The organism is Pseudomonas sp. Au-Pse12, from assembly GCF_021341665.1.
GTDB lineage: Bacteria > Pseudomonadota > Gammaproteobacteria > Pseudomonadales > Pseudomonadaceae > Aquipseudomonas.
Window position 1 is genome coordinate 508,484 of record NZ_JAJTTH010000003.1, and the last position, 24,029, is coordinate 532,512.

Here is a 24,029-nt window from a genome sequence, read left to right on the forward strand (position 1 = left end):
GGAGGATCACAGTAATGACCACGGAAAAAGTTAAGTACGGCGTCCATTCCGAAGCCGGCAAACTGCGCAAAGTCATGGTTTGCTCCCCAGGCCTGGCCCATCAGCGGCTGACCCCGAACAACTGCGATGAACTGCTGTTCGATGATGTGCTGTGGGTGGCCCAGGCCAAGCGCGATCACTTCGACTTCGTCACCAAGATGCGCGAGCGGGATATTGATGTGCTGGAAATGCACAACCTGCTGACCGACATCGTCGCCATGCCCGAAGCCCTGGACTGGATTCTGGAGCGCAAGATCACCGCCAACCAGGTCGGCCTGGGCCTGGTCAATGAAGTCGGTTCGTGGCTGCGCAGCCTGGAACCGCGCAAGGTCGCCGAGTTCCTGATCGGCGGCGTATCCGCCGATGACCTGCCCACCAGCTTCGGTGGCAAGACCATCGAGATGTTCCGCGACTTCCTCGGCCACTCCAGCTTCATCCTGCCGCCGCTGCCCAACACCCAGTTCACCCGCGACACCACCTGCTGGATCTACGGCGGCGTGACCCTGAACCCGATGTACTGGCCGGCGCGACGTCAGGAAACCCTGCTGACCACCGCCATCTACAAGTTCCACCCCGAGTTCACCAACGCCGACTTCCAGATCTGGTACGGCGACCCGGACCAGGAACACGGCAACGCCACCCTGGAAGGCGGCGACGTGATGCCCATCGGCAATGGCGTGGTCCTGATCGGCATGGGCGAGCGCTCCTCGCGCCAGGCCATCGGCCAACTGGCGCTGAACCTGTTCAAGCACAAAGCGGTGGAACGCGTCATCGTCGCCGGCCTGCCAAAATCCCGCGCGGCCATGCACCTGGACACCGTGTTCAGCTTCTGCGACCGCGACCTGGTCACGGTCTTCCCGGAAGTGGTGAGCCAGATCGTCGCCTTCAGCCTGCGCCCTGACGAAAGCAAGCCAGGCGGCATCGACGTGCGCCGCGAGGAAACCAGCTTCCTCGACACCGTGGCCAAGGCCCTCAACCTCAAGGCCCTGCGCGTGGTGGAAACCGGTGGCAACAGCTTCGCCGCCGAGCGCGAGCAATGGGACGACGGCAACAACGTGGTGGCCGTGGAACCGGGCGTGGTCATCGGCTACGACCGCAACACCTACACCAACACCCTGCTGCGCAAGGCCGGGGTCGAAGTCATCACCATCAGCGCCGGCGAACTGGGCCGTGGCCGTGGCGGCGGCCACTGCATGACCTGCCCGATCATCCGCGACCCGATCGACTACTAAGCAATTCCACTTAATTTGACCTAACACAAACCGACGCTGTGAAAGCGTAGCGAGCGCAGGAAAGACAAGGCAAAAACAGGCGAGGAAGCGGAGTCTACTGGCTGTAAATGAGCATTCCGAGCCTGTTTTTAACGCAGTATTTCCAAGCGCAGTAGCTTTCACAGTGTCGGCGAGGAGATCCATCATGGCTTTCAATATCCACAACCGTAACCTGCTGAGCCTGGAACACCACACTCCACGCGAACTGCGCTACCTGCTGGACCTGTCCCGCGACCTGAAACGCGCCAAGTACACCGGCACCGAGCAGCAGCACCTCAAGGGCAACAACATCGCCCTGATCTTCGAAAAGACCTCGACCCGTACCCGTTGCGCCTTCGAAGTGGCGGCCTATGACCAGGGTGCCAACGTCACCTACATCGACCCCAACTCGTCGCAGATCGGCCACAAGGAAAGCATGAAGGACACCGCCCGCGTACTCGGGCGCATGTATGACGCCATCGAGTACCGTGGCTTCAAGCAGGAAATCGTCGAAGAGCTGGCGAAATTTGCCGGGGTTCCGGTGTTCAACGGCCTGACCGATGAATACCACCCGACCCAGATGATCGCCGACGTGCTGACCATGCGTGAGCACGCCGACAAGCCGATCCATGAAATCAGCTACGCCTACCTGGGTGACGCCCGCAACAACATGGGCAACTCGCTGCTGCTGGTGGGCGCCAAGCTCGGCATGGACGTGCGCATCTGCGCGCCCAAGGCGCTGTGGCCCCATGACGACCTGGTGCAACGCTGCAAGCAATACGCCGAGGAAAGCGGTGCCCGCATCACCCTCACCGAAGACCCGAAAGCCGCGGTCAAGGGCGTGGACTTCATCCACACCGACGTCTGGGTCTCCATGGGCGAGCCGGTGGAAGCCTGGGCCGAACGCATCGAGCAACTGCTGCCGTACCAGGTCAACGCCCAGTTGATGAAAGCCACCGGCAACCCACGGACCAAGTTCATGCACTGCCTGCCGGCTTTCCACAACAGCGATACCAAGGTCGGCAAGCAGATCGCCGAGCAGTATCCGCACCTGGCCAACGGCATTGAAGTCACCGACGACGTGTTCGAATCGCCAGCCTGCATCGCCTTCGAGCAAGCGGAAAACCGCATGCACACCATCAAGGCGATCCTGGTTTCGACCCTGGCCGACCTCTAACCTGCCTCCCCCTGCCGGGGCCGGCTTGCCAGCCAACCGCTGTTCGTTGGCAAGCCGGCTCCTACAGCGCCTCTAGAAGGACTGCATTATGCGTATCGTCGTTGCACTGGGCGGTAACGCCCTGCTCCGCCGTGGTGAACCCATGACCGCGGACAACCAACGCGCCAACATCCGCATCGCCACCGAACAGATCGCCAAGATCCACCCTGGCAACCAACTGGTGATTGCCCACGGCAATGGCCCGCAGGTCGGCCTGCTGTCGCTGCAGGCGGCGGCCTATACCCAGGTTTCGCCTTACCCGCTGGACGTGCTCGGCGCCGAGACCGAAGGCATGATCGGCTACATCATCGAACAGGAACTGGGCAACCTGCTGGACTTCGAGGTGCCCTTCGCCACCTTGCTGACCCAGGTGGAAGTGGACGCCAAGGACCCGGCCTTCAAGAACCCGACCAAGCCCATCGGCCCGGTCTACAGCCGTGAAGAAGCCGAGAAGCTGGCCAAGGAAAAAGGCTGGGCGATCGCCCCGGACGGCGACAAGTACCGCCGAGTGGTGGCCAGCCCGAAACCCAAGCGCATCTTCGAGATCCGCCCGATCAAGTGGCTGCTGGAAAAGAGCAGCATCGTGATCTGCGCCGGCGGTGGCGGCATTCCGACCATGTACGGCGAGGACGGCAAGCTCCAGGGCATCGAGGCGGTGATCGACAAGGACCTGTGTTCGGCGCTGCTGGCCGAGCAACTGGAGGCTGACCTGCTGGTGATCGCGACCGACGTCAACGCAGCGTTCATCGACTTCGGCAAGCCGACCCAGAAGGCCATCGCCCAGGCCCACCCGGATGAAATGGAGAAGCTCGGCTTTGCCGCCGGCTCCATGGGGCCCAAGGTCCAGGCCGCCTGCGAATTTGCCCGGCACACTGGCAAAGTCGCGGTGATCGGTTCACTCTCGGACATCGAAGCGATCGTCCAGGGCAAGGCCGGCACCCGCATCAGTACCGCCAAACCCGGCATCAGCTACCTGTAAGACGCTTGCAGTGAAAACTCGGGGCAGGCCCGGTGCCTGCCCTTATTTCAAAGCCCTGGAGGAGAGAAGCCTATGGCCATGTTTGAGCCGGGTCACCTGCATATCGAGCGCCATGCGCTGAACAAGGACGACTTCAGCTACAACCTGTGCATCGACTACGAAGTGGCCCAGGACCCCAAAGAGGGCAAGGGCATGCAGTTCACCCTGCACGGGACGATTGAAGACAAGTCCTTCAAGGAGCAGTTTTTCCTGGCCAAGGACCTGGCCTTCGATTTCGCCCGCCACGCCACCCGCATTGCCCAGCAGTACGGTTTGCCGAAGAGCGCGAGCATTGCCTCCATGCACAAGTACTACGACGAGATGTTCGAGGACGTGCGCAAGCAGCTGGACGTCAAGCCCGGCGACCCAGTGAAACCCGAACACCTGGCGTAACCACCCCCTTCAGTAGGAGCCGGCTGGCCGGCGAAATGACCAGCGCCCTGCATCGGCTTGCGGTGCGCCTGCGCCGGCCAGCCGGCTCCTACGACAGCCCCACCGATTTCGACTAAGGCTCTCGCCCAAGGCATACTGGCGCCCTTCAGTGTCCCAGAATCCTCTGTCACCCCATGCGTATCCACGTCAGTTTCATCGACCGCGTCGGCATCACCCAGGAAGTCCTGGCCCTGCTGGGCGGGCGCAACCTCAACCTGGATGCGGTGGAAATGGTGCCACCCAACGTCTATATCGACGCCCCGACCCTGAGCCCCCAGGTCCTGGAAGAATTGCGCGACGCGCTGTTCAACGTGCGCGGCGTGCAGGCGGTGACCGTGGTCGACATCCTTCCCGGGCAACGCCGACACCTGCAATTGGACGCCTTGCTGGCGGCCATGACCGACCCGGTGCTGGCCCTGGACAGCGCCGGTAAAGTGCTGCTGGCCAACCCGGCGCTGATCGCCCTGTATGGCCGCGAGCCGGCCGGGGAAAGCGTCGCCGAACTGTTTGCCGATCCCGCGCTGCTGGAGGCCCTGCTGGAAAACGGCTTTCGCCTGCCGCTGCGGGAAATCATCGTCAATGGCCAGACCCTGCTGCTGGACGCCACCCCCATCACCGATGCCGGTGCGCTGCTGACCCTGTACCAGCCCAACCGCATCGGCGAACGGCTGTCGGCCCTGCACCACGATCACGCCGAGGGCTTCGATGCCCTGCTCGGCGAATCACCGGCGATCCGCACCCTCAAGGCCCGGGCGCAACGGGTGGCGGCGCTGGATGCACCGCTGCTGATCCAGGGCGAAACCGGTACCGGCAAGGAACTGGTGGCCCGCGCCTGCCACGCCATCAGCGCCCGCCACAGCGCGCCGTTCCTGGCCCTGAACTGCGCGGCACTCCCGGAAAACCTGGCCGAGAGCGAACTGTTCGGCTATGCCCCCGGCGCCTTTACCGGCGCCCAGCGCGGCGGCAAGCCGGGGCTGATGGAACTGGCCAACCAGGGCACGGTGTTTCTCGATGAAATCGGCGAGATGTCGCCCTATCTGCAAGCCAAGCTGCTGCGTTTTCTCAATGACGGCAGCTTTCGCCGAGTGGGCGGCGATCGCGAGATCAAGGTCAATGTGCGCATCCTCAGCGCCACCCACCGCGACCTGGAGAAAATGGTCGGCGAAGGCAGCTTCCGCGAAGACCTGTTCTATCGCCTCAATGTCCTGAACGTGGAAGTGCCGCCGCTGCGCGAGCGCGGCCAGGACATCCTGCTGCTGGCCCGCTACTTCATGCAGCAGGCCTGCGCGCAGATCCAGCGCCCTGTGTGCCGCCTGACCCCGGGCACCTACCCAGCGCTGCTGGGCAACCGCTGGCCGGGCAACGTGCGGCAGTTGCAGAACGTGATTTTCCGCGCGGCGGCCATTTGCGAAAGCAACCTGGTGGACATCGGCGACCTGGACATCGCCGGCACCTCGGTGGCACGGCAAAACGACGCCGAAGTCGAAAGCCTGGAGCAGGCCGTGGAAGCCTTCGAGAAAGAGCTGCTGGAAACCCTCTACGTCAACTACCCCTCGACCCGGCAACTGGCCAACCGCCTGCAGACCTCCCACACCGCCATTGCCCACCGCCTGCGCAAGTACGGCATTCCCAACAAGACCTGACCGGCCCCTTTTGCGCGGGAGCTGGCTGGCCGTCGAAGAGGCCCTCAAGCCCTGTTTCGCTCATAAAGACGCCTTCGCGGGCAAGCCAGTTGCTGCACGCAAGCCTGAACGCCCCGCCACGCCTGGCGTTCTGGAAGCGACCTGCAACTGTACTGAAAGCGCTACAGCGGAACGATTTCGCTACATCGCCTTGTAATCGCTGCCGTGCAAGGCTTTGATCCTCAAAGCCTTTTTTCTACGCTGTCAGCTGTAGCGATTTCGCTACACATGAACAGTAACGACGCACCACACAAATACTCAAGCCACTGATTTTAAAGGATTAAATAAGTATTGGCCGTGTTCTTGCTATGGACATTGCCATTCGGCTCGGCGCTGTCCGAGCATTCAATCGCGTCCACCAGACGAGTCTGGCCCCTGAGGAGTTTCCATGAGCGAGTTGCGTTTTACTGAAGATCACGAATGGCTGCGTAGCGAAGCGGATGGCAGTGTCACCGTCGGCATTACGGCTTTCGCTCAGAACGCCCTGGGTGATGTGGTGTTTGTGCAACTGCCGGAGCTGCAGAGCTACGAAAAGGGCGCCGAAGCCGCCACCGTGGAGTCGGTAAAGGCCGCCAGCGGCGTGTACATGCCGCTGAACGGTGAAGTGGTCGCCACCAACCCGGCCCTGGAAGACAGCCCGGAACTGGTCAACGAAGACCCGCTGGGCGAAGGCTGGTTCTTCCGCTTCATTCCCGCCGATGCCGCCGCCGTTGGCCAACTGCTGGATCAGGACGCCTATGACCGCCTGATCAAAGCCAGCGCCGAAGCCTGAGGAGCCGCCATGACCGTCAACCTGACTACCGCCAACGAATTCATCGCGCGCCACATCGGCCCGCGTCAGGGCGATGAGCAAGCCATGCTCAACAGCCTGGGCTTCGACTCCCTGGAAGCCCTGAGCGCCAGCGTGATCCCCGAGAGCATCAAGGGCACCAGCGTGCTGGAGCTGGGCCAAGGCCAGAGCGAAGCCCAGGCCCTGGCCTCGATCAAGGCCATCGCCGCCAAGAACCAGCTGTTCAAGACCTACATCGGCCAGGGCTACTACAGCTGCCACACCCCCTCGCCGATCCTGCGCAACCTCCTGGAAAACCCGGCCTGGTACACCGCCTACACCCCCTACCAGCCGGAAATCTCCCAGGGCCGCCTGGAAGCCCTGCTGAACTTCCAGACCCTGATCAGCGACCTGAGCGGCCTGCCGATCGCCAACGCCTCGCTGCTCGACGAAGGCACCGCCGCCGCTGAAGCCATGACCTTCTGCAAGCGCCTGAGCAAGAACAAGGGCAGCCACGCCTTCTTCGCCTCGGTGCATTGCCACCCGCAAACCCTCGACGTGCTGCGCACCCGCGCCGAACCCCTGGGGATCAACGTGGTGGTGGGCGATGAGCGCAAGCTGACCGACGTCAGCCCGTTCTTCGGTGCCCTGCTGCAATACCCGGCGAGCAACGGCGATTTGTTCGACTACCGCGAACTGACTGAACGCTTCCACGCCGCCAACGCCCTGGTGGCCGTGGCCGCCGACCTGCTGGCCCTGACCCTGCTGACCCCGCCGGGCGAATTCGGTGCCGACGTGGCCATCGGCAGCGCCCAGCGCTTCGGTGTACCGCTGGGCTTCGGTGGCCCGCATGCGGCCTATTTCTCCACCCGCGATGCCTTCAAGCGCGACATGCCGGGCCGCCTGGTCGGCGTCTCCGTAGACCGTTTCGGCAAGCCGGCCCTGCGCCTGGCCATGCAGACCCGCGAACAGCATATCCGTCGCGAAAAGGCCACCAGCAACATCTGCACCGCCCAGGTCCTGCTGGCCAACATCGCCAGCATGTATGCCGTCTACCACGGCCCCAAAGGCCTGATCCAGATTGCCCAGCGCATCCACCAGCTGACCGCGATCCTGGCCAAGGGCCTGAAGGCTCTGGGGCTGGCCGTGGAGCAGGACAACTTCTTCGACACCCTGAGCCTGCACACCGGTGCCAGCACCGCCGCGCTGCACGACAAGGCACGCGCCCAGGGCATCAACCTGCGGGTGATCGACGCCGAGCGCCTCGGCCTGTCCCTGGACGAAACCACCACCCAGGCCGACGTTGAAGGCCTGTGGCGCCTATTGGGCGACGGCCAGGCCGCGCCGGACTTCGCCGCACTGGCAACTGCGGTCACCAGCAGCATCCCCGCGGCCCTGGTACGCCAGTCGGCGATCCTCAGCCACCCGGTGTTCAACCGCTATCACTCGGAAACCGAGCTGATGCGCTACCTGCGCAAGCTGGCGGACAAGGACCTGGCGCTGGATCGCACCATGATCCCGCTGGGCTCCTGCACCATGAAACTCAACGCCGCCAGCGAGATGATTCCGATCACCTGGGCCGAATTCGGTGCACTGCACCCCTTCGCCCCGGCCGAGCAAAGCGCCGGCTACCAGCAATTGACCACCGAACTGGAGGCGATGCTCTGCGCCGCGACCGGCTACGACGCCGTCTCCCTGCAGCCCAACGCCGGTTCCCAGGGTGAATACGCCGGCCTGCTGGCCATTCGTGCCTATCACCAGAGCCGTGGCGACGAACGTCGCGACATCTGCCTGATTCCATCGTCGGCCCACGGCACCAACCCGGCCACCGCCAACATGGCCGGCATGCGCGTGGTGGTCACCGCCTGCGACGCCCGCGGCAACGTGGATATCGAAGACCTGCGGGCCAAGGCCATCGAGCACCGCGAACACCTCGCCGCGCTGATGATCACCTACCCGTCGACCCACGGCGTGTTCGAGGAAGGCATCCGCGAAATCTGCGGCATCATTCATGACAACGGCGGCCAGGTGTACATCGACGGCGCCAACATGAACGCCATGGTCGGCCTCTGCGCGCCGGGCAAGTTCGGCGGCGACGTGTCCCACCTGAACCTGCACAAGACCTTCTGCATTCCCCACGGCGGTGGCGGTCCGGGCGTTGGCCCGATCGGCGTCAAGTCGCACCTGGCGCCCTTCCTGCCCGGCCACGCCGCGCTGGAAAACAAGAAAGGCGCGGTGTGTGCCGCACCGTTCGGCAGCGCCAGCATCCTGCCGATCACCTGGATGTACATCCGCATGATGGGCGGCGCCGGCCTCAAGCGCGCGTCGCAACTGGCGATCCTCAATGCCAACTACATTTCGCGGCGCCTGGAAGAGCACTACCCCGTGCTCTACACCGGCAGCAACGGCCTGGTGGCCCACGAATGCATCCTCGACCTGCGTCCGCTAAAAGACAGCAGCGGCATCAGCGTCGATGACGTGGCCAAGCGCCTGATCGATTTCGGCTTCCACGCCCCGACCATGTCCTTCCCAGTGGCCGGCACCCTGATGATCGAGCCGACCGAAAGCGAATCCAAGGAAGAACTGGACCGTTTCTGCGACGCCATGATCCGCATCCGCGAAGAAATCCGCGCGGTGGAAAACGGCACCCTGGACAAGGACGACAACCCACTGAAGAACGCTCCGCACACCGCGGCCGAACTGGTGGGCGAGTGGTCCCATCCGTACAGCCGCGAGCAGGCGGTGTATCCGGTGGCCTCGCTGATCGAAGGCAAGTACTGGCCGCCGGTTGGCCGGGTCGACAACGTGTTCGGTGACCGCAACCTGGTATGCGCCTGCCCGTCGATCGAAAGCTACGCCTAAGGCAGCCACAAGCTAGTAGCCTCAAGCTGTAGGAAAGAGCCGGTCGGCCTCTGACTTGCAGCTTGCCGCTTGCCGCTTGCCGCTTGCCGCTTGCCGCTTGCCGCTTGCCGCTGCCTCTATAACAAGAAACCGGAGAACCAACATGTCCCTGAGCGTGTTCGACCTGTTCAAGATTGGCATCGGCCCCTCCAGCTCCCATACCGTTGGCCCGATGCGCGCGGCCGCGCGCTTTGTCGAAGGCCTGCGTCGCGATGACCTGCTGGCGGCAACCGCCTGCGTCAAGGTCGAGTTGTACGGCTCGCTGGGCGCCACCGGCAAGGGCCACGGCAGCGACAAGGCGGTATTGCTGGGCCTGGAAGGCGAACAACCGGACACCGTGAATACCGAAAACATCGCCGCTCGGCTGCAGGCCATACGCAGCAGCGGGCGCATCAACCTGCTCGGCGAACACAGCATTGCGTTCAACGAGAAAGAACACCTGGCAATGATCCGCAAACCCCTGGCCTATCACCCCAACGGCATGATTTTCCGTGCCTTCGATAGCGCCGGCCTGCAGATCCGCAGCCGTGAGTACTACTCCGTTGGCGGCGGTTTCGTGGTCGACGAAGACGCCGCCGGCGCCGACCGTATCGTCGAAGACACCACTCGCCTGACCTTCCCCTTCAAGACCGCCAAGGAGCTGCTGCAACATTGCAGCACCTATGGCCTGTCCATCAGCCAGGTGATGCTGAGCAACGAGAGCGCCTGGCGCCCGGAAGCGGAAACCCGCGCCGGGCTGCTGAAGATCTGGCAAGTGATGCAGGACTGCGTGGCTGCTGGCTGCCGCAACGAGGGCATTCTGCCGGGCGGGCTCAAGGTCAAGCGTCGCGCTGCCGCCCTGCACCGCCAATTGTGCCAGCACCCGGAGGCCGCGCTGCGTGATGCCTTGTCGGTGCTGGACTGGGTCAATCTCTATGCGCTGGCGGTCAACGAGGAGAACGCCAACGGCGGACGCGTGGTCACTGCGCCCACCAATGGTGCGGCCGGGATCATCCCGGCAGTCCTGCACTACTACATGCGCTTCATTCCCGGGGCCAACGAAGACGGGGTGGTGCGTTTTCTCCTCACGGCTGCGGCCATCGGCATCCTGTACAAGGAGAACGCCTCGATCTCCGGCGCCGAAGTCGGCTGCCAGGGCGAAGTGGGCGTGGCCTGCTCGATGGCCGCCGGGGCCTTGTGCGAAGTCCTCGGTGGCAGCGTGCAGCAGGTGGAGAACGCCGCGGAAATCGGCATGGAACACAACCTCGGGCTGACCTGCGACCCGATTGGCGGCCTGGTGCAGGTGCCCTGCATCGAGCGCAACGCCATGGGTTCGGTGAAGGCCATCAATGCGGTGCGCATGGCCCTGCGCGGCGACGGGCAACATTTCGTCTCCCTCGACAAGGTCATCCGCACCATGCGCCAGACCGGCGCCGACATGAAAAGCAAATACAAGGAGACCGCCCGTGGCGGTCTGGCCGTGAACATTATCGAGTGCTGATACGCCGCCCGTATCCGCACGTTTTATCAGGAGTTGCCCATGTCCACCGAAACACTGTTGAAAACCCCACTGCACAGCCTGCACCTGGAACTCGGCGCCCGCATGGTGCCATTCGCCGGTTACGACATGCCGGTGCAGTACCCGCTGGGGGTCATGAAGGAACACCAGCACACCCGTGAGCTGGCCGGGCTGTTCGATGTGTCCCACATGGGGCAGATTCTCCTGCGTGGCGCCAATGCCGCCCAGGCCCTGGAAACCCTGGTGCCGGTGGACATCATCGACCTGCCGGTGGGCATGCAGCGCTATGCCATGTTCACCAATGAACAGGGCGGTATCCTCGACGACCTGATGGTTGCCAACCTGGGCGACGACCAGCTGTTCCTGGTGGTCAACGCCGCCTGCAAGGAGCAGGACCTGGCTCACCTGCGCCGCCACCTCGGCGAGCAGTGCGACATTCAGCCGCTGTTCGAGGAACGGGCCCTGCTGGCCCTGCAAGGCCCGGCGGCGGTCACGGTACTGGCACGCCTGGCGCCGGAAGTGGCGAAGATGACCTTCATGCAGTTCAAGCCGGTGACCTTGCTGGGCGTGGATTGCTTTGTCAGCCGCTCGGGTTACACCGGCGAAGACGGTTTCGAAATCTCGGTACCGGCGGTCCAGGCGGAAAAGCTCGCCCGTGCCTTGCTGGCCGAACCGGAAGTGGCGGCCATCGGCCTCGGCGCCCGCGACTCCCTGCGCCTGGAAGCCGGCCTGTGCCTGTACGGCCATGACATGAACAGCGACTCCACGCCCATTCAGGCCAGCCTGCTGTGGGCCATCTCCAAGGCCCGTCGCGCTGATGGTGCGCGTGCCGGCGGCTTCCCCGGGGCCGAGGTGATCTTTGCCCAGCAGCAGGGCGGCGTCAGTCGTAAACGCGTTGGCCTGCTGCCCCAGGAACGCACACCGGTCCGTGAGGGCGCGGAGATTGTCGATGCCCAAGGCAAGGTAATCGGCAGCGTGTGCAGCGGCGGTTTTGGCCCGACCCTGGGCGGACCGTTGGCCATGGGTTACCTGGATATCGAGCACTGCGCACTCGATACGCCAGTTGCAGCAATAGTTCGTGGGAAAAAGGTGCCAATGCTTGTAAGCAAAATGCCATTCGTACCACAACGCTACTACCGTGGCTGAGGGACTGTTTCTATAAGTAACGCGGTTGCGTTAAAACTGCACTAATCTGTAACGCAACCGCCATAAAACAGTGCATATGTTCGATACTGAATTTCACTTATAACGCCCGAAAACAATTGAACAACTCTATCGAATAAGCCCTGCACGCTAGTTCCGCCAAACCTCGGCAAGCTGAGTAAAACCGGGGCTTCGCGGGGCTTGTTTTTTCTCCCATAGTTGGCGTAGAGTTTCCCCACTGTGTTTGCATGGGTCGCTTGGAATCGTGACCTGGGCAGTAGCTAACAAGTTTGCTACAACCCGTTCGACGTCTCTTACTTTCCTGCAACCCAGCCCAGTACTCTTTCATGAGGAAGAGACTGTCATTAATTTTTTAGCGTCAAAGGAAATAAGAAATGTCCCAACGTCAGAGCGGTACCGTCAAGTGGTTTAACGACGAGAAAGGTTTTGGTTTTATCACTCCAGAAAGCGGTCCGGATCTGTTCGTACACTTCCGCGCTATTCAGGGCAACGGCTTCAAGAGCCTGAAAGAAGGCCAAAAAGTGACCTTCATCGCTGTGCAGGGCCAAAAAGGCATGCAGGCTGACGAAGTACAAGCAGAAGCTTAATCGTCTGTAACGAAAAAGCCCCTGATGCTGACATCAGGGGCTTTTTTGTGCGCGCAATTCCGTAAAATGGCTTCTTTTTTCAGTCGAGAGCCTGTCATGTCGAAACATCTGCTAAGCCCCCAAGGCGATTTCCCCGCCGTCGGCCTCGGTCGTCGCCTGGCAGCGATGTTCTATGATTTTCTACTCTGCGTCGCCCTGCTGATCGTCACAGGCGGCATCTACAAGCTGATCCAGATGCAGATCATCGGCGAAGCGCGGATGCGTGCCCTGACCGAGTCCGGCGCCCTGGATGGTGACCCCTTGTACTCCACCGTCCTGCTGTTCGTGCTGTTCGGTTTCTTCGCCAAGTTCTGGACCCACTCCGGCCAGACCCTGGGCATGCAGGTCTGGGGCATCCGCGTACAGAACGCCGACGGCAGCCGTATCAGCCTGTGGCAGGCGCTACTGCGTTTCATGGTGTCGATCGCGTCCTGGCTGTGTGCCGGCCTGGGGTTCTTCTGGGTACTGGTAGACAAGCAGAAACGCAGCTGGCACGACATCTATTCCAACACCCAGCTGGTGCGCATTCCCAAGCAGAAGAAAAAGTAATACGCCACAAACCAAAACGCCCCGATTGATCGGGGCGTTTTTGCTTGGACGCAACTCAACCGATCAGGCGTTGCCCGCCAGTTTCATCCGCGCCGCCTGGGTGAAGTCCAGCATGCGCTTCAGAGGACGAAGCGCATTGGGGATCAAGGCTGGGTCGACACTGATCTCGTTGCTGCCATCCTTCAAGCACTGCAGGGTGCGCTCCAGGGTGTTCATGGCCATCCATGGGCAATGGGCACAACTGCGGCACGCCGCACCGTTGCCGGCGGTCGGTGCCTCGATGAACACCTTGTCCGGGCACAGCTGCTGCATCTTGTAGAAGATGCCGCGGTCAGTGGCAACGATGAAGGTCTGGTTCGGCAGGCGCTGCGCGGCAGCGATCAACTGGCTGGTGGAGCCGACCGCATCCGCCAGTTCGATCACCGAGCTGGGGGACTCCGGGTGCACCAGGATGGCGGCGTCCGGATACAGCGCCTTCATGTCTTCCAGTTGCTTGGACTTGAACTCTTCGTGAACGATGCAGGCACCGTCCCAGAGCAGCATGTCGGCACCGGTCTGGCGCTGGATGTAGGTGCCCAGGTGCTTGTCCGGGCCCCAGATGATCTTCTCGCCGTTATCCATCAGGCTTTCGACGATTTCCAACGCGCAGCTGGAGGTCACCACCCAGTCGGCACGGGCTTTGACCGCCGCCGAGGTGTTGGCATAAACCACCACGGTGCGCTCGGGATGCTGGTCGCAAAAGGCCGAGAACTCTTCCACCGGGCAGCCCAGGTCGAGGGAGCAGGTGGCTTCCAGGGTCGGCATCAGCACGCGTTTTTCAGGGTTGAGAATCTTCGCCGTCTCGCCCATGAAGCGCACCCCGGCGACCACCACGGTCTTGGCCGGATGAGCGTTGCCGAAACGGGCCATTTCCAGGGAGTCGGAAACACAGCCACCGGTTTCTTCGGCCAGGGCCTGAATCACCGGATCACAATAGAAATGCGCAACCAGCACGGCGTCCTGAGCCTTGAGCTCAGCAGCGATGGCGGCACGAAAATGGGCCTCTTGCTCAGCGCTCAACGGTTTGGGCTGTTTGGCGTCGAGGTGGGCTTGAACCAGAAGGCGTTCAGAAATTTGCGTCATGTTCGCAAGACCTGCAGGCGCTTGGGCGCGAAAGTCGAGTATACCACCGGCTCCGGACCGCTTAGGGCCCCGCCGGGAGAGTGAGTTCATCAGGTACGGACAGCATTGGAGCCGCGCAAGGCTACAGAATATCCAGGGTATTCAAAAGCCTATTCTGCCCGGCGCCTACTCCTCGCGACCCGGCTCGACCCGCGCAAACACGACCCAAACGCACAACCCGCTCCTGGCCTGCTCATCGGCGTAGGCGAAACGGATCTGGGCGCCGTAGCGCTCAGCGATGACCTTGACGATGGAAAGCCCCAGCCCCGAACCCAGTTCCTCGCTCCCCAGGCAGCGATAGAAAGGGTCGAACACTCGATCATGCTCCTCTGGCGCAATACCCGGGCCCGTGTCGCAGACCTTCAGCCCTACCGCGCCATGCTCCAGGCTCACCGACAAATCGACCTTGCCACCCGGCGGGGTATAGCGAATGGCGTTATCCACCAGGTTCTTCACCAGAACCTGCAAGTCCACCTCGCCGATACGCACCTGGCCGTCCTGCCCGCCCTCCACGCCGATATCAATCGCCTTTTCTTCCGCCAGCGGCAGCAGGTCCTCCAGTACCTGCCGATAGACCCCATGCACTGAAACCAAGGCCACACCGGCCGTGGCGCCGGACTGCGCAAACGCCAGGCTCAACAGTTGATCGATCAGTTTCTTGCTGCGCTCGATGCCCCGCCGCAGCAGCATCAGACGCTCCCGAGCCTGGCTCGACATGTCCACAGTGGCCAGCCGCTCGGCTTGCAGGGACAGGGCCGTCATCGGCGAACGCAACTCGTGGGCCGCGTCCGCAACAAAACGTCGCTGCACCTCCATGGAACGAGTCACCCGAGCCAGCAGTCGATTGATCGCCAGCACAAAGGGACGGACTTCCGTCGGCAAATGCCCTTCATCGATCGGATGCAACTCCTGCTCGCCTCGCTGATCAATCTCCGCAGCCAAGACCTCGATCGGACGAAACAACGTGCGCACCAGGTTGGCCAGCACCAGCAACAGCACAGGGAACAGAAACAAGAACGGAAGCAGGCTGCGCGCGGCACTCTCGCGCGCCTCTTTGTCCCGGGCGCCCATTTCCTGAGCCACGGCGATGCGCTGCCCCTGAGCGGTGGTCTTGACCAGTACCCGGAACGGCTCGTCCCCCACCTTCTGCGTCGACCACCCATCGGCAAGCGTGGTCGGCAGGGGCAAAGGCGAGCTGCTGTCGTCATCCCCGGTCGCCCTGGCGCCATCGGCCAGGTACTGGATGACCACCCTGGACTCCTCGTTGTCGCCTTCAATCGGTTGCTCGTGCGCGGAGTAACTCAGGGTCATCTGCTGCCGCTCGAACAAGGCCGCGACCTGGCGCAGGGTGTTGTCCTGCATTTCCCGAGCCTCGTCAAATGCCGAAACAAAGGCGAAGACCGCCGCCAGCAGGGCAACCACCAGGATCGCCGTCGACAGCACAATGGACAGGCGGAGCTGGACCGACTCGCTCAGACGCTTTTTGAAACCATCCATCCCATACCCCTGACGTTCTTGATCACCTGGCTTCCCAGCTTGCGACGCAAGGCATGGATCAGAAACTCCACGGCGTTGCTTTCCACTTCGTCACCCCAACCGTAGATGCGGTCCTCGAGTTCACTTCGCGAAAGAATCGCCCCAGGCCGGATCAACAGGGCCTGCAACAGGGCAAACTCCCGGTTCGACAGCTGCACGTCGGCCTGCTGCGCGCTGCTCGCCTGCTTCGAAACCGGGTCCAGCGACACCACGCCATTGCTCAACAGCGGCGCCGCACTTCCGCCCTTGCGACGCATGACCGCACGCATGCGCGCCAATAGCTCGGCCATGGCAAAGGGCTTCGACAGATAGTCATCCGCGCCGCCGTCGAGACCGCGCAAACGCTCATCCAGGCTATCGCGGGCAGTGATGATCAATAGCGGCACCGGGTTACCACCCCGCCGCAGGGTATCGAGCACTTGCAGCCCGTCCTTGCCCGGCAACCCGAGATCCAGCAGCACCTGGTCATAATGCTGGGTGTCCAGGGCGGCGAGAGCGCTGCCCCCATGGCGGACCCAATCGGCGGCGTAGCCTGCATCCTTGAGGGCGCCCGTTATTGCCTCGCCGATCATGACATCGTCTTCCACCAGCAGGATCCGCATAGCACCTCCACAATGAATGAAGCGCGGCCTCCCTAGAGGGACACCGCGCCCAGCGTAAATCACCTTGATCGGCAATCACGCAGCCTATTACACACCGTGGCGCCCTGGCCCCGTGGAAGATGGCTTCATTGCTTGCCCTGCAATGAGTTGAAGGTCTTGAGCAGCTCATCCATGGCCAGTTTGCAGTCGGCTTGTTGTGGGTTGCCGGCACGCAACGCATCGAGTGCGCGGTCGATCCCCTTGTCCAGCACATGCCAGTCTGCGGCTGCACGGGGTTTCAATCCCGCTTCGGCGCTATCCCAGGAGAGCTCCAGATCCTTGATCCGGCTCTTGGCTGCGCTCAGGTCATTCTTGTCCACCAGGGCCGCCACCTCGGCACTGATGCCTTGGAAGGCAGAAAGATCGCCCAACTTCGACACCACACCCTGGCCGGCCACAACCTGAGCAGGCCCTGGAGCCCTTTGTTCATCGCCCGTCTTGGAACATCCTGCGGCGCCTCCCAGCAGGACGATAGCGCAGAGGGTCACGAGCTTACGAGTAACAGAATGGAAATGAGCCATCATTGATTCCTTGATTGAAAATGAGCGAATCACTCGGTAACACGCTGGCGACTCCCCACGCTGATCTGCGCAGCAATCACCAGCAGGAAAATCACGCAGAGGAAGATTCCACTGGTCCAGGTCGCCCCCAGGCCAAAGCCGCCGTACATCTTGGCCTGGGTCAGAAGATCGCCCAGGGAGGCGCCGAAAGGACGCGTGAGGATGTAAGCGATCCAGAAGGTCAGTACCGCGTTGGCGCCCAATTGCCAGGCGGCAAGGGCCACGAAGATCAGCACGGCAAAGATCACCACCCCCAGGGTGAACCCCAACCCCAGCGCCTCGGTGGCCAGATCACCGGCGGCGGTACCCAGGGCAAAGGTGCAAAGCACTGTTGCCCAGTAGAACAACTCACGCCGAGGGGTAACGATCTGTCGGATCGAAAGACTGCGTTCAACGCCGTACCAGATAGCCAGGTTGATCGCCAACAGCAGTGCAAACAGCGCCGTGCTGACATACAGACTGACGCCCAGCTGATCGGTCAGCACGTCGGTGACCTGAGTGCCGACAATGCTCACCAGCACCACGCTCAACCAGTAGAGCCAGGGTGTGTAGGCCCGGGTACGCAACTGAGCGAACAATGCCAGCACCAATAGCAGCGCCATGCCGATGCTGGTCACCCCCTGCCCCAGGCCGGCGTCGACAGCCAGATAATCGGCACAGGTTTCCCCGACAGTGGTGGACATGATCTTGATGACCCAGAAGGACAGCGTCACTTCGGGCACCTTGTTCAGCCAATTGGCCTGGCTCAATGGCTTCATCTAGTACCTCTCCCTAACTTCGCCTGAATTGGCGCGAGGCAGAGGTTACGAGGGAAAACTTAGCTGAAACTGAGCGGGCTCTGACGCGTCAGCCATGCCTCGTGAAATGCCCGTCCAGCGGCATTCCCAAGCGTTTCGCAGGCTGCAGCCATGCCGATGCGGGCGCCGCTCGCTGGGCGCTCAAGGCATAGAGAGTTTTTTTTTACAATTAATAGCATTTTGAGCTTTCTACGCTAACGTCAGATAACGAAACAGTTATCTGGGATCAGCAAGGACAAGCCTATTTCAGAATGCTCTGACGAATGATTCTCGGCGCCTGACTGTCCCGGCTGACTCTCCCAGCCAATCAAGGAAGCAGTAAATGAACAGTGATTGCTTGCAGGTACTCAGGCGAGTGACATGGACACTCATTTTCACGGCTTTACCCACAGGAGTGACCCTGGCGGCGGCGAACAATTGTGCTGGGCTGGAACCACTACCGGCAGTGCTCGAGGTCAGCGAGGGCATGCAGGCCGCCATACGCTCTCCCGTGGCCATCACCCGGCTGGCGGTGGGTGATCCGAAAATCGTCGACGTACACCTCAATGGCAATGATTCCTACCTGCTGACCGGCATTGCGCCCGGCGCCACCAGCCTGATGGTCTGGAGCGCCTGTTCCAGCTCGCCACGGCAAAGCATGGTCTTCGTCCAGGGCAAAGCCGCCCAGTCGCTGGTGGGCTCGCAGCTCCCCCCCTCTGAAAGTCCCCTGCTGCCCAGCCAGGTGCAGACCGACATCCGCTTTGTCGAAGTCAGCCGTACCAAGCTGAAGGAAGCCAGCACCTCGATCTTCGGCAAGAGCGGCAACTTTCTGTTTGGCTCGCCCGGCTCGGTTCCCGGCGTCACGGTCACGCCCGGACAGATCGGCAGTCTGGCCCCCCGCATCCCGCTGGATAATGGCAGTTTCAACATCGGCTTCGGTGGCGGCAATGTGCTGGGGATGATCAATGCGCTTGAAGGCAGTGGTTTCGCCTACACCCTGGCACGTCCCAGCCTGGTGGCCCTGAGCGGGCAGAGTGCGAGCTTCCTGGCCGGTGGCGAGGTGCCGATCCCGGTGCCGAGCTCTGGCAGCGACAACATTTCCATCGAATACAAGGAGTTCGGTATCCGCCTGACCCTGACCCCCACCGTCATCGGCAGCAACCGTATCGCCCTGAAAGTGGCGCCGGAAGTCAGCGAACTCGATTACAACAACGGAGTGGTAATCTCCAGCACCAGGGTTCCGGCCCTGATTGTCCGGCGGACCGACACCAGCATTTCCCTGGCGGATGGCGAGAGCTTCGTGATCAGCGGCCTGATCAGCACCAACAACAGCTCCAACGTGAGCAAGCTGCCGGGCCTGGGCAACATTCCCATCATCGGCGCGTTCTTTCGCGACTCCACGATCAAGCGTGAAGAGAAGGAACTGCTGATGATCGTCACCCCGCATCTGGTGCAACCGCTGGCCGTCAATGCCCAGTTGCCTTCGCTACCCGGTGAGCAGATGCGCAATTACGACCCGAACTGGTTCCGCATGTACTTCCTGGAAGACGGCGACTTTGATCGACGCAGTGGGCTATCGCAATGAACCAGCACCTTGAACCCTCGCGGGGGATGAGGTTCAACCATCCGGACTTCGACAGGCCTTGCCCTGAGGTCATGACCCGAGCATTACGCGCTTTTCGGGAGCTGAAAATGAAAACCCTGATAGTGGCGATAGGGCTGGCGATGCTCAGTGGCTGCGCATCATCTGGAGGCGCGTCCTGGTCGTCGGTAACGGCCCCGGAAAGCTGCGCCAAGATCGACTCCGACCAGGAACTGTCACTCAGCCTGGCGGACGAACTGATCAACAGCGGCAAACTGCATGCTGGCCTGGCCAACCTGCAACGCCTGCCGGATGACCTTCCGGCAGTGCGTCTGCGCAAGGCCAAGATCTACCGCATGCTGGGACAACGCGAGGCCGAGCCCCTGTACCGCAGCCTGCTCAGTGGTTGCCTGGCCGCCGAAGGCGAACATGGCCTGGGGCAACTGGCCGCGGGGCGCAACGACAACGAACAGGCCCTGGTGCACCTGCAACGTGCAGCCCGGCTTTCTCCTACCGACGAGAAAATCCGCAACGATCTGGGCGTGGTCTACCTCAAGCAACGACGCCTGAAAGAAGCCCGTTTCGAGTTCATCACCGCCATGGAGCTCAAGCAGTCGGATCAATTGGCGGCCCTCAATCTGGTGACCTTGCTGATCTATCAAGGGAACTGGAAACAAGCCTCGGAAGTGGTCAGCCGTGTCGGCCTAAGTCCGGGGCAAGTCACCGAAGCCAAGGCCCGCGCGGAAAAACTCAGGACCACGGCGCCCAATGATCGGGTCGCGACCGCCGTCGATCAGGCGCAACCCAAAGCCACCCCCTCGACAACGCAGAGGTAGTGATGAAACACAACATGCTCAGTTGCCTGGGCCTCGTGCTGCTTCCCCTCGCGGCTCAGGCCATCGAACCCGGTCCATCCTCCCCACAACAGCAGGTGACCGAAACCTGGTTGCAGTTGCAGAACCGCAATCAGGTCGCGTCGCGCACCCCGCAGCCGGCGACCCCCGGTGAACGGGAGTTGAGCCTGCAACGCTGGATGGAGAGCTACAAACACGCGATCCCCGAGTACTACAAGGAATACTCGGGCAAGGGGAAATAAACCGTTACTGTCAGCGGCGCGCCTGAAGCTCGGCGGCCAACGTTCAACCCGCCATCCTGCAGCAGCCCCATCCAAGGATGGGGCTGGTCGGCAGGCATCTTCCGCGACTTGCGTCTTTCACAACTTCCCGAAGACTTTGAATACACCAATGATTGCCGGACCGATGGCCACCAGGAAAAAGCTTGGCCACAGGCAGAAAATCAGTGGAAATATCAACTTGGTCCCCACTTTTGCGGCCTTTTCCTCCGCCAGCTGAGTACGCCGGTCGCGAAACTCCTCGGCATAAATGCGCAAGGTAGTCCCCACGCTGGTACCAAAGCGGATGCTCTGCGCCAGCAGGCTCACCAGGCCCCGAATGTCCTCCAGCCCGGTCCGATCCGCCAGGCGCTTGAGCGCTTCGGTGCTGGGAATACCGGCACGGATTTCAGAGTTGACCAGCGCCAGCTCCAGGGCCAGGTCCGGTTGGCTGACGGCCATTTCCTCGGACACCCGCTCGATGGCCTGGGGCAAGGCCAGGCCGGACTCGACACAGACCACCATCAAATCAAGCGCATCCGGAAAGGCCACCAGCAAGCGGGTCGTGCGCGCCTGCCGCCGCGCACTGACATAGATCGCCGGAGCCAGCCAGCCGATACCGGCCGCCAGAACCAGCAGGAAGATCCCCAGGAGCAGCGACAGCTTCGGAATCAGCGGCAGCATCAGGACCACCAGGCCCAGCATGAGCAACGGCGACAGCAAGCGCAGGGCCCAGTACATCTGCACCGCCGCAGGCGAGCGATACCCGGCGTGTATCAGCAGGGTCCGGGTTGCGGAGACCTGGTCCTGCTCTTGTGCAACAAAACGCTGGCCTACCTGCTCAAGCATCAACTGCAGGTTGCTCGGCGCCTCCCGGGTCACTGCGCCGTGGCCACGCTTGATCAGCAGCAGGCGACGCTGCACCGGGTCTTGCAGCCCCATCACCAGCAGTACGAGGGTCGCCACCGCGAACACCACGCTCAAGCCGATGGCCGCGGAGAACAGCAGGCGCGCGAGCGCTTCGTTGCCCACCACGCGGTTGATCAGACTCAATAGATAATCCATGACCTCACCCCCTGAGAACGCCGGTGTTCAAACCTGGATCCGGATGATTTTGCGTATCCAGAAAATACCGATCAGCATCGCGACAAACGCCCCGATGACCAGCTTCTGGCCCAGCGGCTCCTGGAACAGCAGAGGCAGATAAGTCGGGCTCGAAAAGACAATCGCCGCTGCCAGTACGAAGGGCATCGAAACCAGTATCCAGCCCGACATGCGCCCTTCGGCCGAGAGCGTCCGAACCTTGCGCTGAAAGCGAAAGCGCCCGCGGATCAGGCTGCTCAGGCGCTCCAGCACCTCCGTCAGGTTGCCCCCCGTTTCACGGTGGATCAGCACGGTGGTCACCAGCATCATCACCGTCATGCTCGGCATGCGTTCGAGCAGGCCAAGCATCGCCCGGCGCACGTCATTGCCGTAGTTGATGTCGGAAAACGTCAGGCCGAATTCATGAGCGACCGGGCCCTTGTGTTCATCGGCGACCAGTTGCAGGGTTTCATTGAACGGGTGTCCGGCCCGCAGCGCCCGGCACACGGCATCCAGCGCATCCGGCAAGCCCTCTTCGAATTCGGCAAAACGCTTACCGCGGTCGCGGGAAATCTTCAGCACCGGCAGCCAGAACACCGCCACCGCCGCTGGCAGCGCCACCCACCAGATTTGCAGAAACGCCCACAACAGCAAACCCACCGCGCTCCCCAGCACCAACCCCAGCAACAGCACCCGGTAGGCACGGTACTCATGCCCGGACTGCTCGATCATCTGTGCCAGGCTTTCCATCGCGGGCAGCTGCTCCAGACGAGCCTCCAGCGGTGACAGGCGGCGTAAGTATTTCTGCCGCAGTATCGACTGCATGTTCGGCAGGTTGCTCGCGCGCTCCAGCAGATTGAGCCGGCCGCGAATACGCTTGCGCACCTTGCTGGCCTCACCGAACACCGGTATGACCAAGCCCTGGCTGAGAAGAAACATGGCGGTAAACACCATGCCGAGGAACGCCAGGATAAATTCGCTGGGGATCTGACTCATGACGGGTCCTCCATCCATTCGGGCCGGAACAGGCTCAGCGGCAATTCAATGCCACGCTTGGCGAGCACGTTGCGAAACGCCGGTACCATGCCGGTGGGGCGGAACTCGCCGACGACCTCGCCCTTCTCACCGATGCCACTGCGTACAAAGCTGAAGATCTCGGTCATGGTGATGATTTCACCCTCCATGCCGTTGATCTCCTGCACGCTGACCAGGCGCCGCGTACCGTCTTCCTGGCGCTCCAGCTGGATCACCACGCCAATGGCCGAGGCGATCTGCTGGCGCATGGCCTTGATCGGAAAGGTGGCGCCCGTCATCGATACCATGTTCTCGATCCGCCCCAGGGCATCACGCGCGGTGTTGGCGTGAATGGTGGTCAGAGAACCATCGTGCCCGGTGTTCATGGCGGTCAACATGTCCAGCGCCTCGGCGCCCCGCACTTCGCCGATCACGATGCGGTCCGGGCGCATCCGCAGGCTGTTGCGCACCAGTTCACGCTGACTCACCTCACCACGGCCTTCGATGTTCGAAGGACGGGTCTCCAGGCGCACCACATGGGGCTGCTGCAATTGCAGCTCGGCCGAGTCCTCGATGGTGACGATCCGCTCGTTATGCGGAATGAAGCTGGACAGCACGTTGAGCATGGTGGTCTTGCCACTGCCGGTCCCGCCGGAAATCAGCACGTTGAGCCGTCCACGGACGATGGCCTTGAGCATCAGGGCGATGGCCGGCGTCAGGGTGCCCATCTGCACCAGGCTCTCGGTATTGAGCAGGTCCACGGCAAAGCGGCGGATCGACAGGCTCGGCCCGTCGATGGCCAGCGGCGGAATGATCGCGTTGACCCGCGAACCGTCCTTCAGGCGCGCGTCCACCAATGGCGAAGACTCGTCAATGCGCCGCCCCAGGCTGGAAACGATGCGGTCGATGATGTTCAGCAGATGATGATCGTCACGAAAGTGCACATCGGTCCTCTGCAACTTGCCGAAGCGCTCCACATACACCGAGGCATGGCCGTTGACCAGGATGTCGGACACCGTATGGTCGGCCAGCAGTGGCTCCAATGGCCCAAGCCCCAGCACCTCATCGGTGATCTGCTTGATGATCAGCTGACGGCTGCTGGCACTGACCGGCGCCGAATGTTCGTCGAGCAGCCGCAGGCTGAGCTCGCGAATCTGCCGCCCGGCGTCGGCCGGTTCCAGCGTATCCAACAAGGACAGGTCCATGACCTTGAGCAACTGCTGGTAGATCTTCTCCCGCCACTCGGTCTCCATCGAACTGAGCTTGGTCCGGGTCTCGTAGAGCACATCGGGCACGCTGGCTTCCCAGGCCATGAGCACGCTGACACAGTCCTCGCTGCTGATGGCTGCGGCTGGCCCATCTGCCGGGGCTGGCTTGCTGGATTGCTGACGCAAGCGATTACGGAAGTCGCTGAGCATGGC

General features: G+C 62.2%; 22 protein-coding genes. 14 read left to right on the plus strand and 8 right to left on the minus strand.

All coding sequences use genetic code 11. The annotated features are described in order from the left end of the window. The first annotated feature begins 14 nt into the window (after positions 1 to 14). From arcA to LXM55_RS10790, 11 genes are all read left to right on the plus strand, one after another. Positions 15 to 1,271 (plus strand): arginine deiminase, encoded by a 1,257-nt coding sequence (gene arcA, locus LXM55_RS10740; protein ID WP_233320350.1) that lies wholly within the window; start codon positions 15 to 17, stop codon positions 1,269 to 1,271. A 184-nt stretch (positions 1,272 to 1,455) separates the two neighbouring features. After that, on the plus strand, positions 1,456 to 2,466 hold the full coding sequence (locus tag LXM55_RS10745; RefSeq protein WP_015636749.1) for an ornithine carbamoyltransferase: 1,011 nt from the start codon (positions 1,456 to 1,458) through the stop codon (positions 2,464 to 2,466). An 88-nt stretch (positions 2,467 to 2,554) separates the two neighbouring features. Further along, the gene (gene arcC / locus LXM55_RS10750; RefSeq protein WP_233320351.1) at positions 2,555 to 3,484 is read left to right on the plus strand and encodes a carbamate kinase; all 930 of its coding nucleotides are present in this window, start codon (positions 2,555 to 2,557) and stop codon (positions 3,482 to 3,484) included. A 72-nt stretch (positions 3,485 to 3,556) separates the two neighbouring features. After that, positions 3,557 to 3,916 (plus strand): DUF5064 family protein, encoded by a 360-nt coding sequence (locus tag LXM55_RS10755; protein ID WP_233320352.1) that lies wholly within the window; start codon positions 3,557 to 3,559, stop codon positions 3,914 to 3,916. A 173-nt stretch (positions 3,917 to 4,089) separates the two neighbouring features. Further along, on the plus strand, positions 4,090 to 5,598 hold the full coding sequence (locus LXM55_RS10760) for a sigma-54-dependent transcriptional regulator (protein WP_233320353.1): 1,509 nt from the start codon (positions 4,090 to 4,092) through the stop codon (positions 5,596 to 5,598). A 427-nt stretch (positions 5,599 to 6,025) separates the two neighbouring features. Then, on the plus strand, positions 6,026 to 6,409 hold the full coding sequence (gene gcvH, locus LXM55_RS10765) for a glycine cleavage system protein GcvH (RefSeq protein WP_233320354.1): 384 nt from the start codon (positions 6,026 to 6,028) through the stop codon (positions 6,407 to 6,409). A 9-nt stretch (positions 6,410 to 6,418) separates the two neighbouring features. Beyond that, positions 6,419 to 9,268, plus strand: coding sequence for an aminomethyl-transferring glycine dehydrogenase (gene gcvP, locus LXM55_RS10770; RefSeq protein WP_233320355.1), 2,850 nt, complete (start codon positions 6,419 to 6,421; stop codon positions 9,266 to 9,268). Positions 9,269 to 9,410: 142 nt separating this feature from the next. After that, positions 9,411 to 10,787 carry an L-serine ammonia-lyase gene (locus LXM55_RS10775; RefSeq protein ID WP_233320356.1) on the plus strand — a complete coding sequence of 459 codons (1,377 nt, stop codon included), beginning with the start codon at positions 9,411 to 9,413 and terminating at the stop codon, positions 10,785 to 10,787. A 39-nt stretch (positions 10,788 to 10,826) separates the two neighbouring features. Continuing rightward, positions 10,827 to 11,951 carry a glycine cleavage system aminomethyltransferase GcvT gene (gcvT, locus tag LXM55_RS10780; protein WP_233320357.1) on the plus strand — a complete coding sequence of 375 codons (1,125 nt, stop codon included), beginning with the start codon at positions 10,827 to 10,829 and terminating at the stop codon, positions 11,949 to 11,951. A 392-nt stretch (positions 11,952 to 12,343) separates the two neighbouring features. Beyond that, positions 12,344 to 12,556 carry a cold-shock protein gene (locus LXM55_RS10785; RefSeq protein ID WP_007977299.1) on the plus strand — a complete coding sequence of 71 codons (213 nt, stop codon included), beginning with the start codon at positions 12,344 to 12,346 and terminating at the stop codon, positions 12,554 to 12,556. Between the two features lie 96 nt (positions 12,557 to 12,652). Beyond that, positions 12,653 to 13,144 carry an RDD family protein gene (locus LXM55_RS10790; protein ID WP_233320358.1) on the plus strand — a complete coding sequence of 164 codons (492 nt, stop codon included), beginning with the start codon at positions 12,653 to 12,655 and terminating at the stop codon, positions 13,142 to 13,144. A 63-nt stretch (positions 13,145 to 13,207) separates the two neighbouring features. Here LXM55_RS10790 and nadA read toward each other — a convergent pair whose 3' ends face one another. From nadA to LXM55_RS10815, 5 genes are all read right to left on the minus strand, one after another. After that, entirely contained in the window at positions 13,208 to 14,266 is a 1,059-nt protein-coding gene (nadA, locus tag LXM55_RS10795; protein WP_233320359.1) for a quinolinate synthase NadA, read from the minus strand. A 165-nt stretch (positions 14,267 to 14,431) separates the two neighbouring features. Next, the gene (locus LXM55_RS10800; RefSeq protein WP_233320360.1) at positions 14,432 to 15,802 is read right to left on the minus strand and encodes an ATP-binding protein; all 1,371 of its coding nucleotides are present in this window, start codon (positions 15,800 to 15,802) and stop codon (positions 14,432 to 14,434) included. Continuing rightward, positions 15,778 to 16,443, minus strand: coding sequence for a response regulator (locus LXM55_RS10805; protein WP_233320361.1), 666 nt, complete (start codon positions 16,441 to 16,443; stop codon positions 15,778 to 15,780). Before LXM55_RS10805 ends, LXM55_RS10800 begins: the two co-directional genes overlap by 25 nt. A gap of 125 nt (positions 16,444 to 16,568) precedes the next feature. Continuing rightward, entirely contained in the window at positions 16,569 to 17,003 is a 435-nt protein-coding gene (locus tag LXM55_RS10810; RefSeq protein ID WP_233320362.1) for a hypothetical protein, read from the minus strand. Between the two features lie 29 nt (positions 17,004 to 17,032). Then, positions 17,033 to 17,800 (minus strand): COG4705 family protein, encoded by a 768-nt coding sequence (locus tag LXM55_RS10815; RefSeq protein WP_233320363.1) that lies wholly within the window; start codon positions 17,798 to 17,800, stop codon positions 17,033 to 17,035. Between the two features lie 361 nt (positions 17,801 to 18,161). On the opposite strand from LXM55_RS10815, the gene LXM55_RS10820 reads away from it, so the two are divergent. From LXM55_RS10820 to LXM55_RS10830, 3 genes are all read left to right on the plus strand, one after another. Beyond that, the gene (locus tag LXM55_RS10820) at positions 18,162 to 19,403 is read left to right on the plus strand and encodes a type II and III secretion system protein family protein (protein ID WP_233320364.1); all 1,242 of its coding nucleotides are present in this window, start codon (positions 18,162 to 18,164) and stop codon (positions 19,401 to 19,403) included. A 107-nt stretch (positions 19,404 to 19,510) separates the two neighbouring features. Further along, positions 19,511 to 20,236, plus strand: a complete 726-nt coding sequence (locus LXM55_RS10825; protein WP_233320365.1) for a tetratricopeptide repeat protein — start codon at positions 19,511 to 19,513, stop codon at positions 20,234 to 20,236. Between the two features lie 2 nt (positions 20,237 to 20,238). Further along, on the plus strand, positions 20,239 to 20,496 hold the full coding sequence (locus LXM55_RS10830) for a DUF3613 domain-containing protein (protein ID WP_233320366.1): 258 nt from the start codon (positions 20,239 to 20,241) through the stop codon (positions 20,494 to 20,496). Between the two features lie 117 nt (positions 20,497 to 20,613). Here LXM55_RS10830 and LXM55_RS10835 read toward each other — a convergent pair whose 3' ends face one another. Genes LXM55_RS10835 through LXM55_RS10845 form a run of 3 tightly spaced genes read right to left on the minus strand, consistent with a single transcriptional unit; the run spans position 20,614 to position 24,026 of the window. Further along, the gene (locus tag LXM55_RS10835; protein ID WP_233320367.1) at positions 20,614 to 21,576 is read right to left on the minus strand and encodes a type II secretion system F family protein; all 963 of its coding nucleotides are present in this window, start codon (positions 21,574 to 21,576) and stop codon (positions 20,614 to 20,616) included. Positions 21,577 to 21,603: 27 nt separating this feature from the next. Continuing rightward, positions 21,604 to 22,590 (minus strand): type II secretion system F family protein, encoded by a 987-nt coding sequence (locus LXM55_RS10840; RefSeq protein ID WP_233320368.1) that lies wholly within the window; start codon positions 22,588 to 22,590, stop codon positions 21,604 to 21,606. Further along, positions 22,587 to 24,026, minus strand: coding sequence for a CpaF family protein (locus LXM55_RS10845; protein ID WP_233320369.1), 1,440 nt, complete (start codon positions 24,024 to 24,026; stop codon positions 22,587 to 22,589). Before LXM55_RS10845 ends, LXM55_RS10840 begins: the two co-directional genes overlap by 4 nt. Positions 24,027 to 24,029 lie beyond the last annotated feature (3 nt).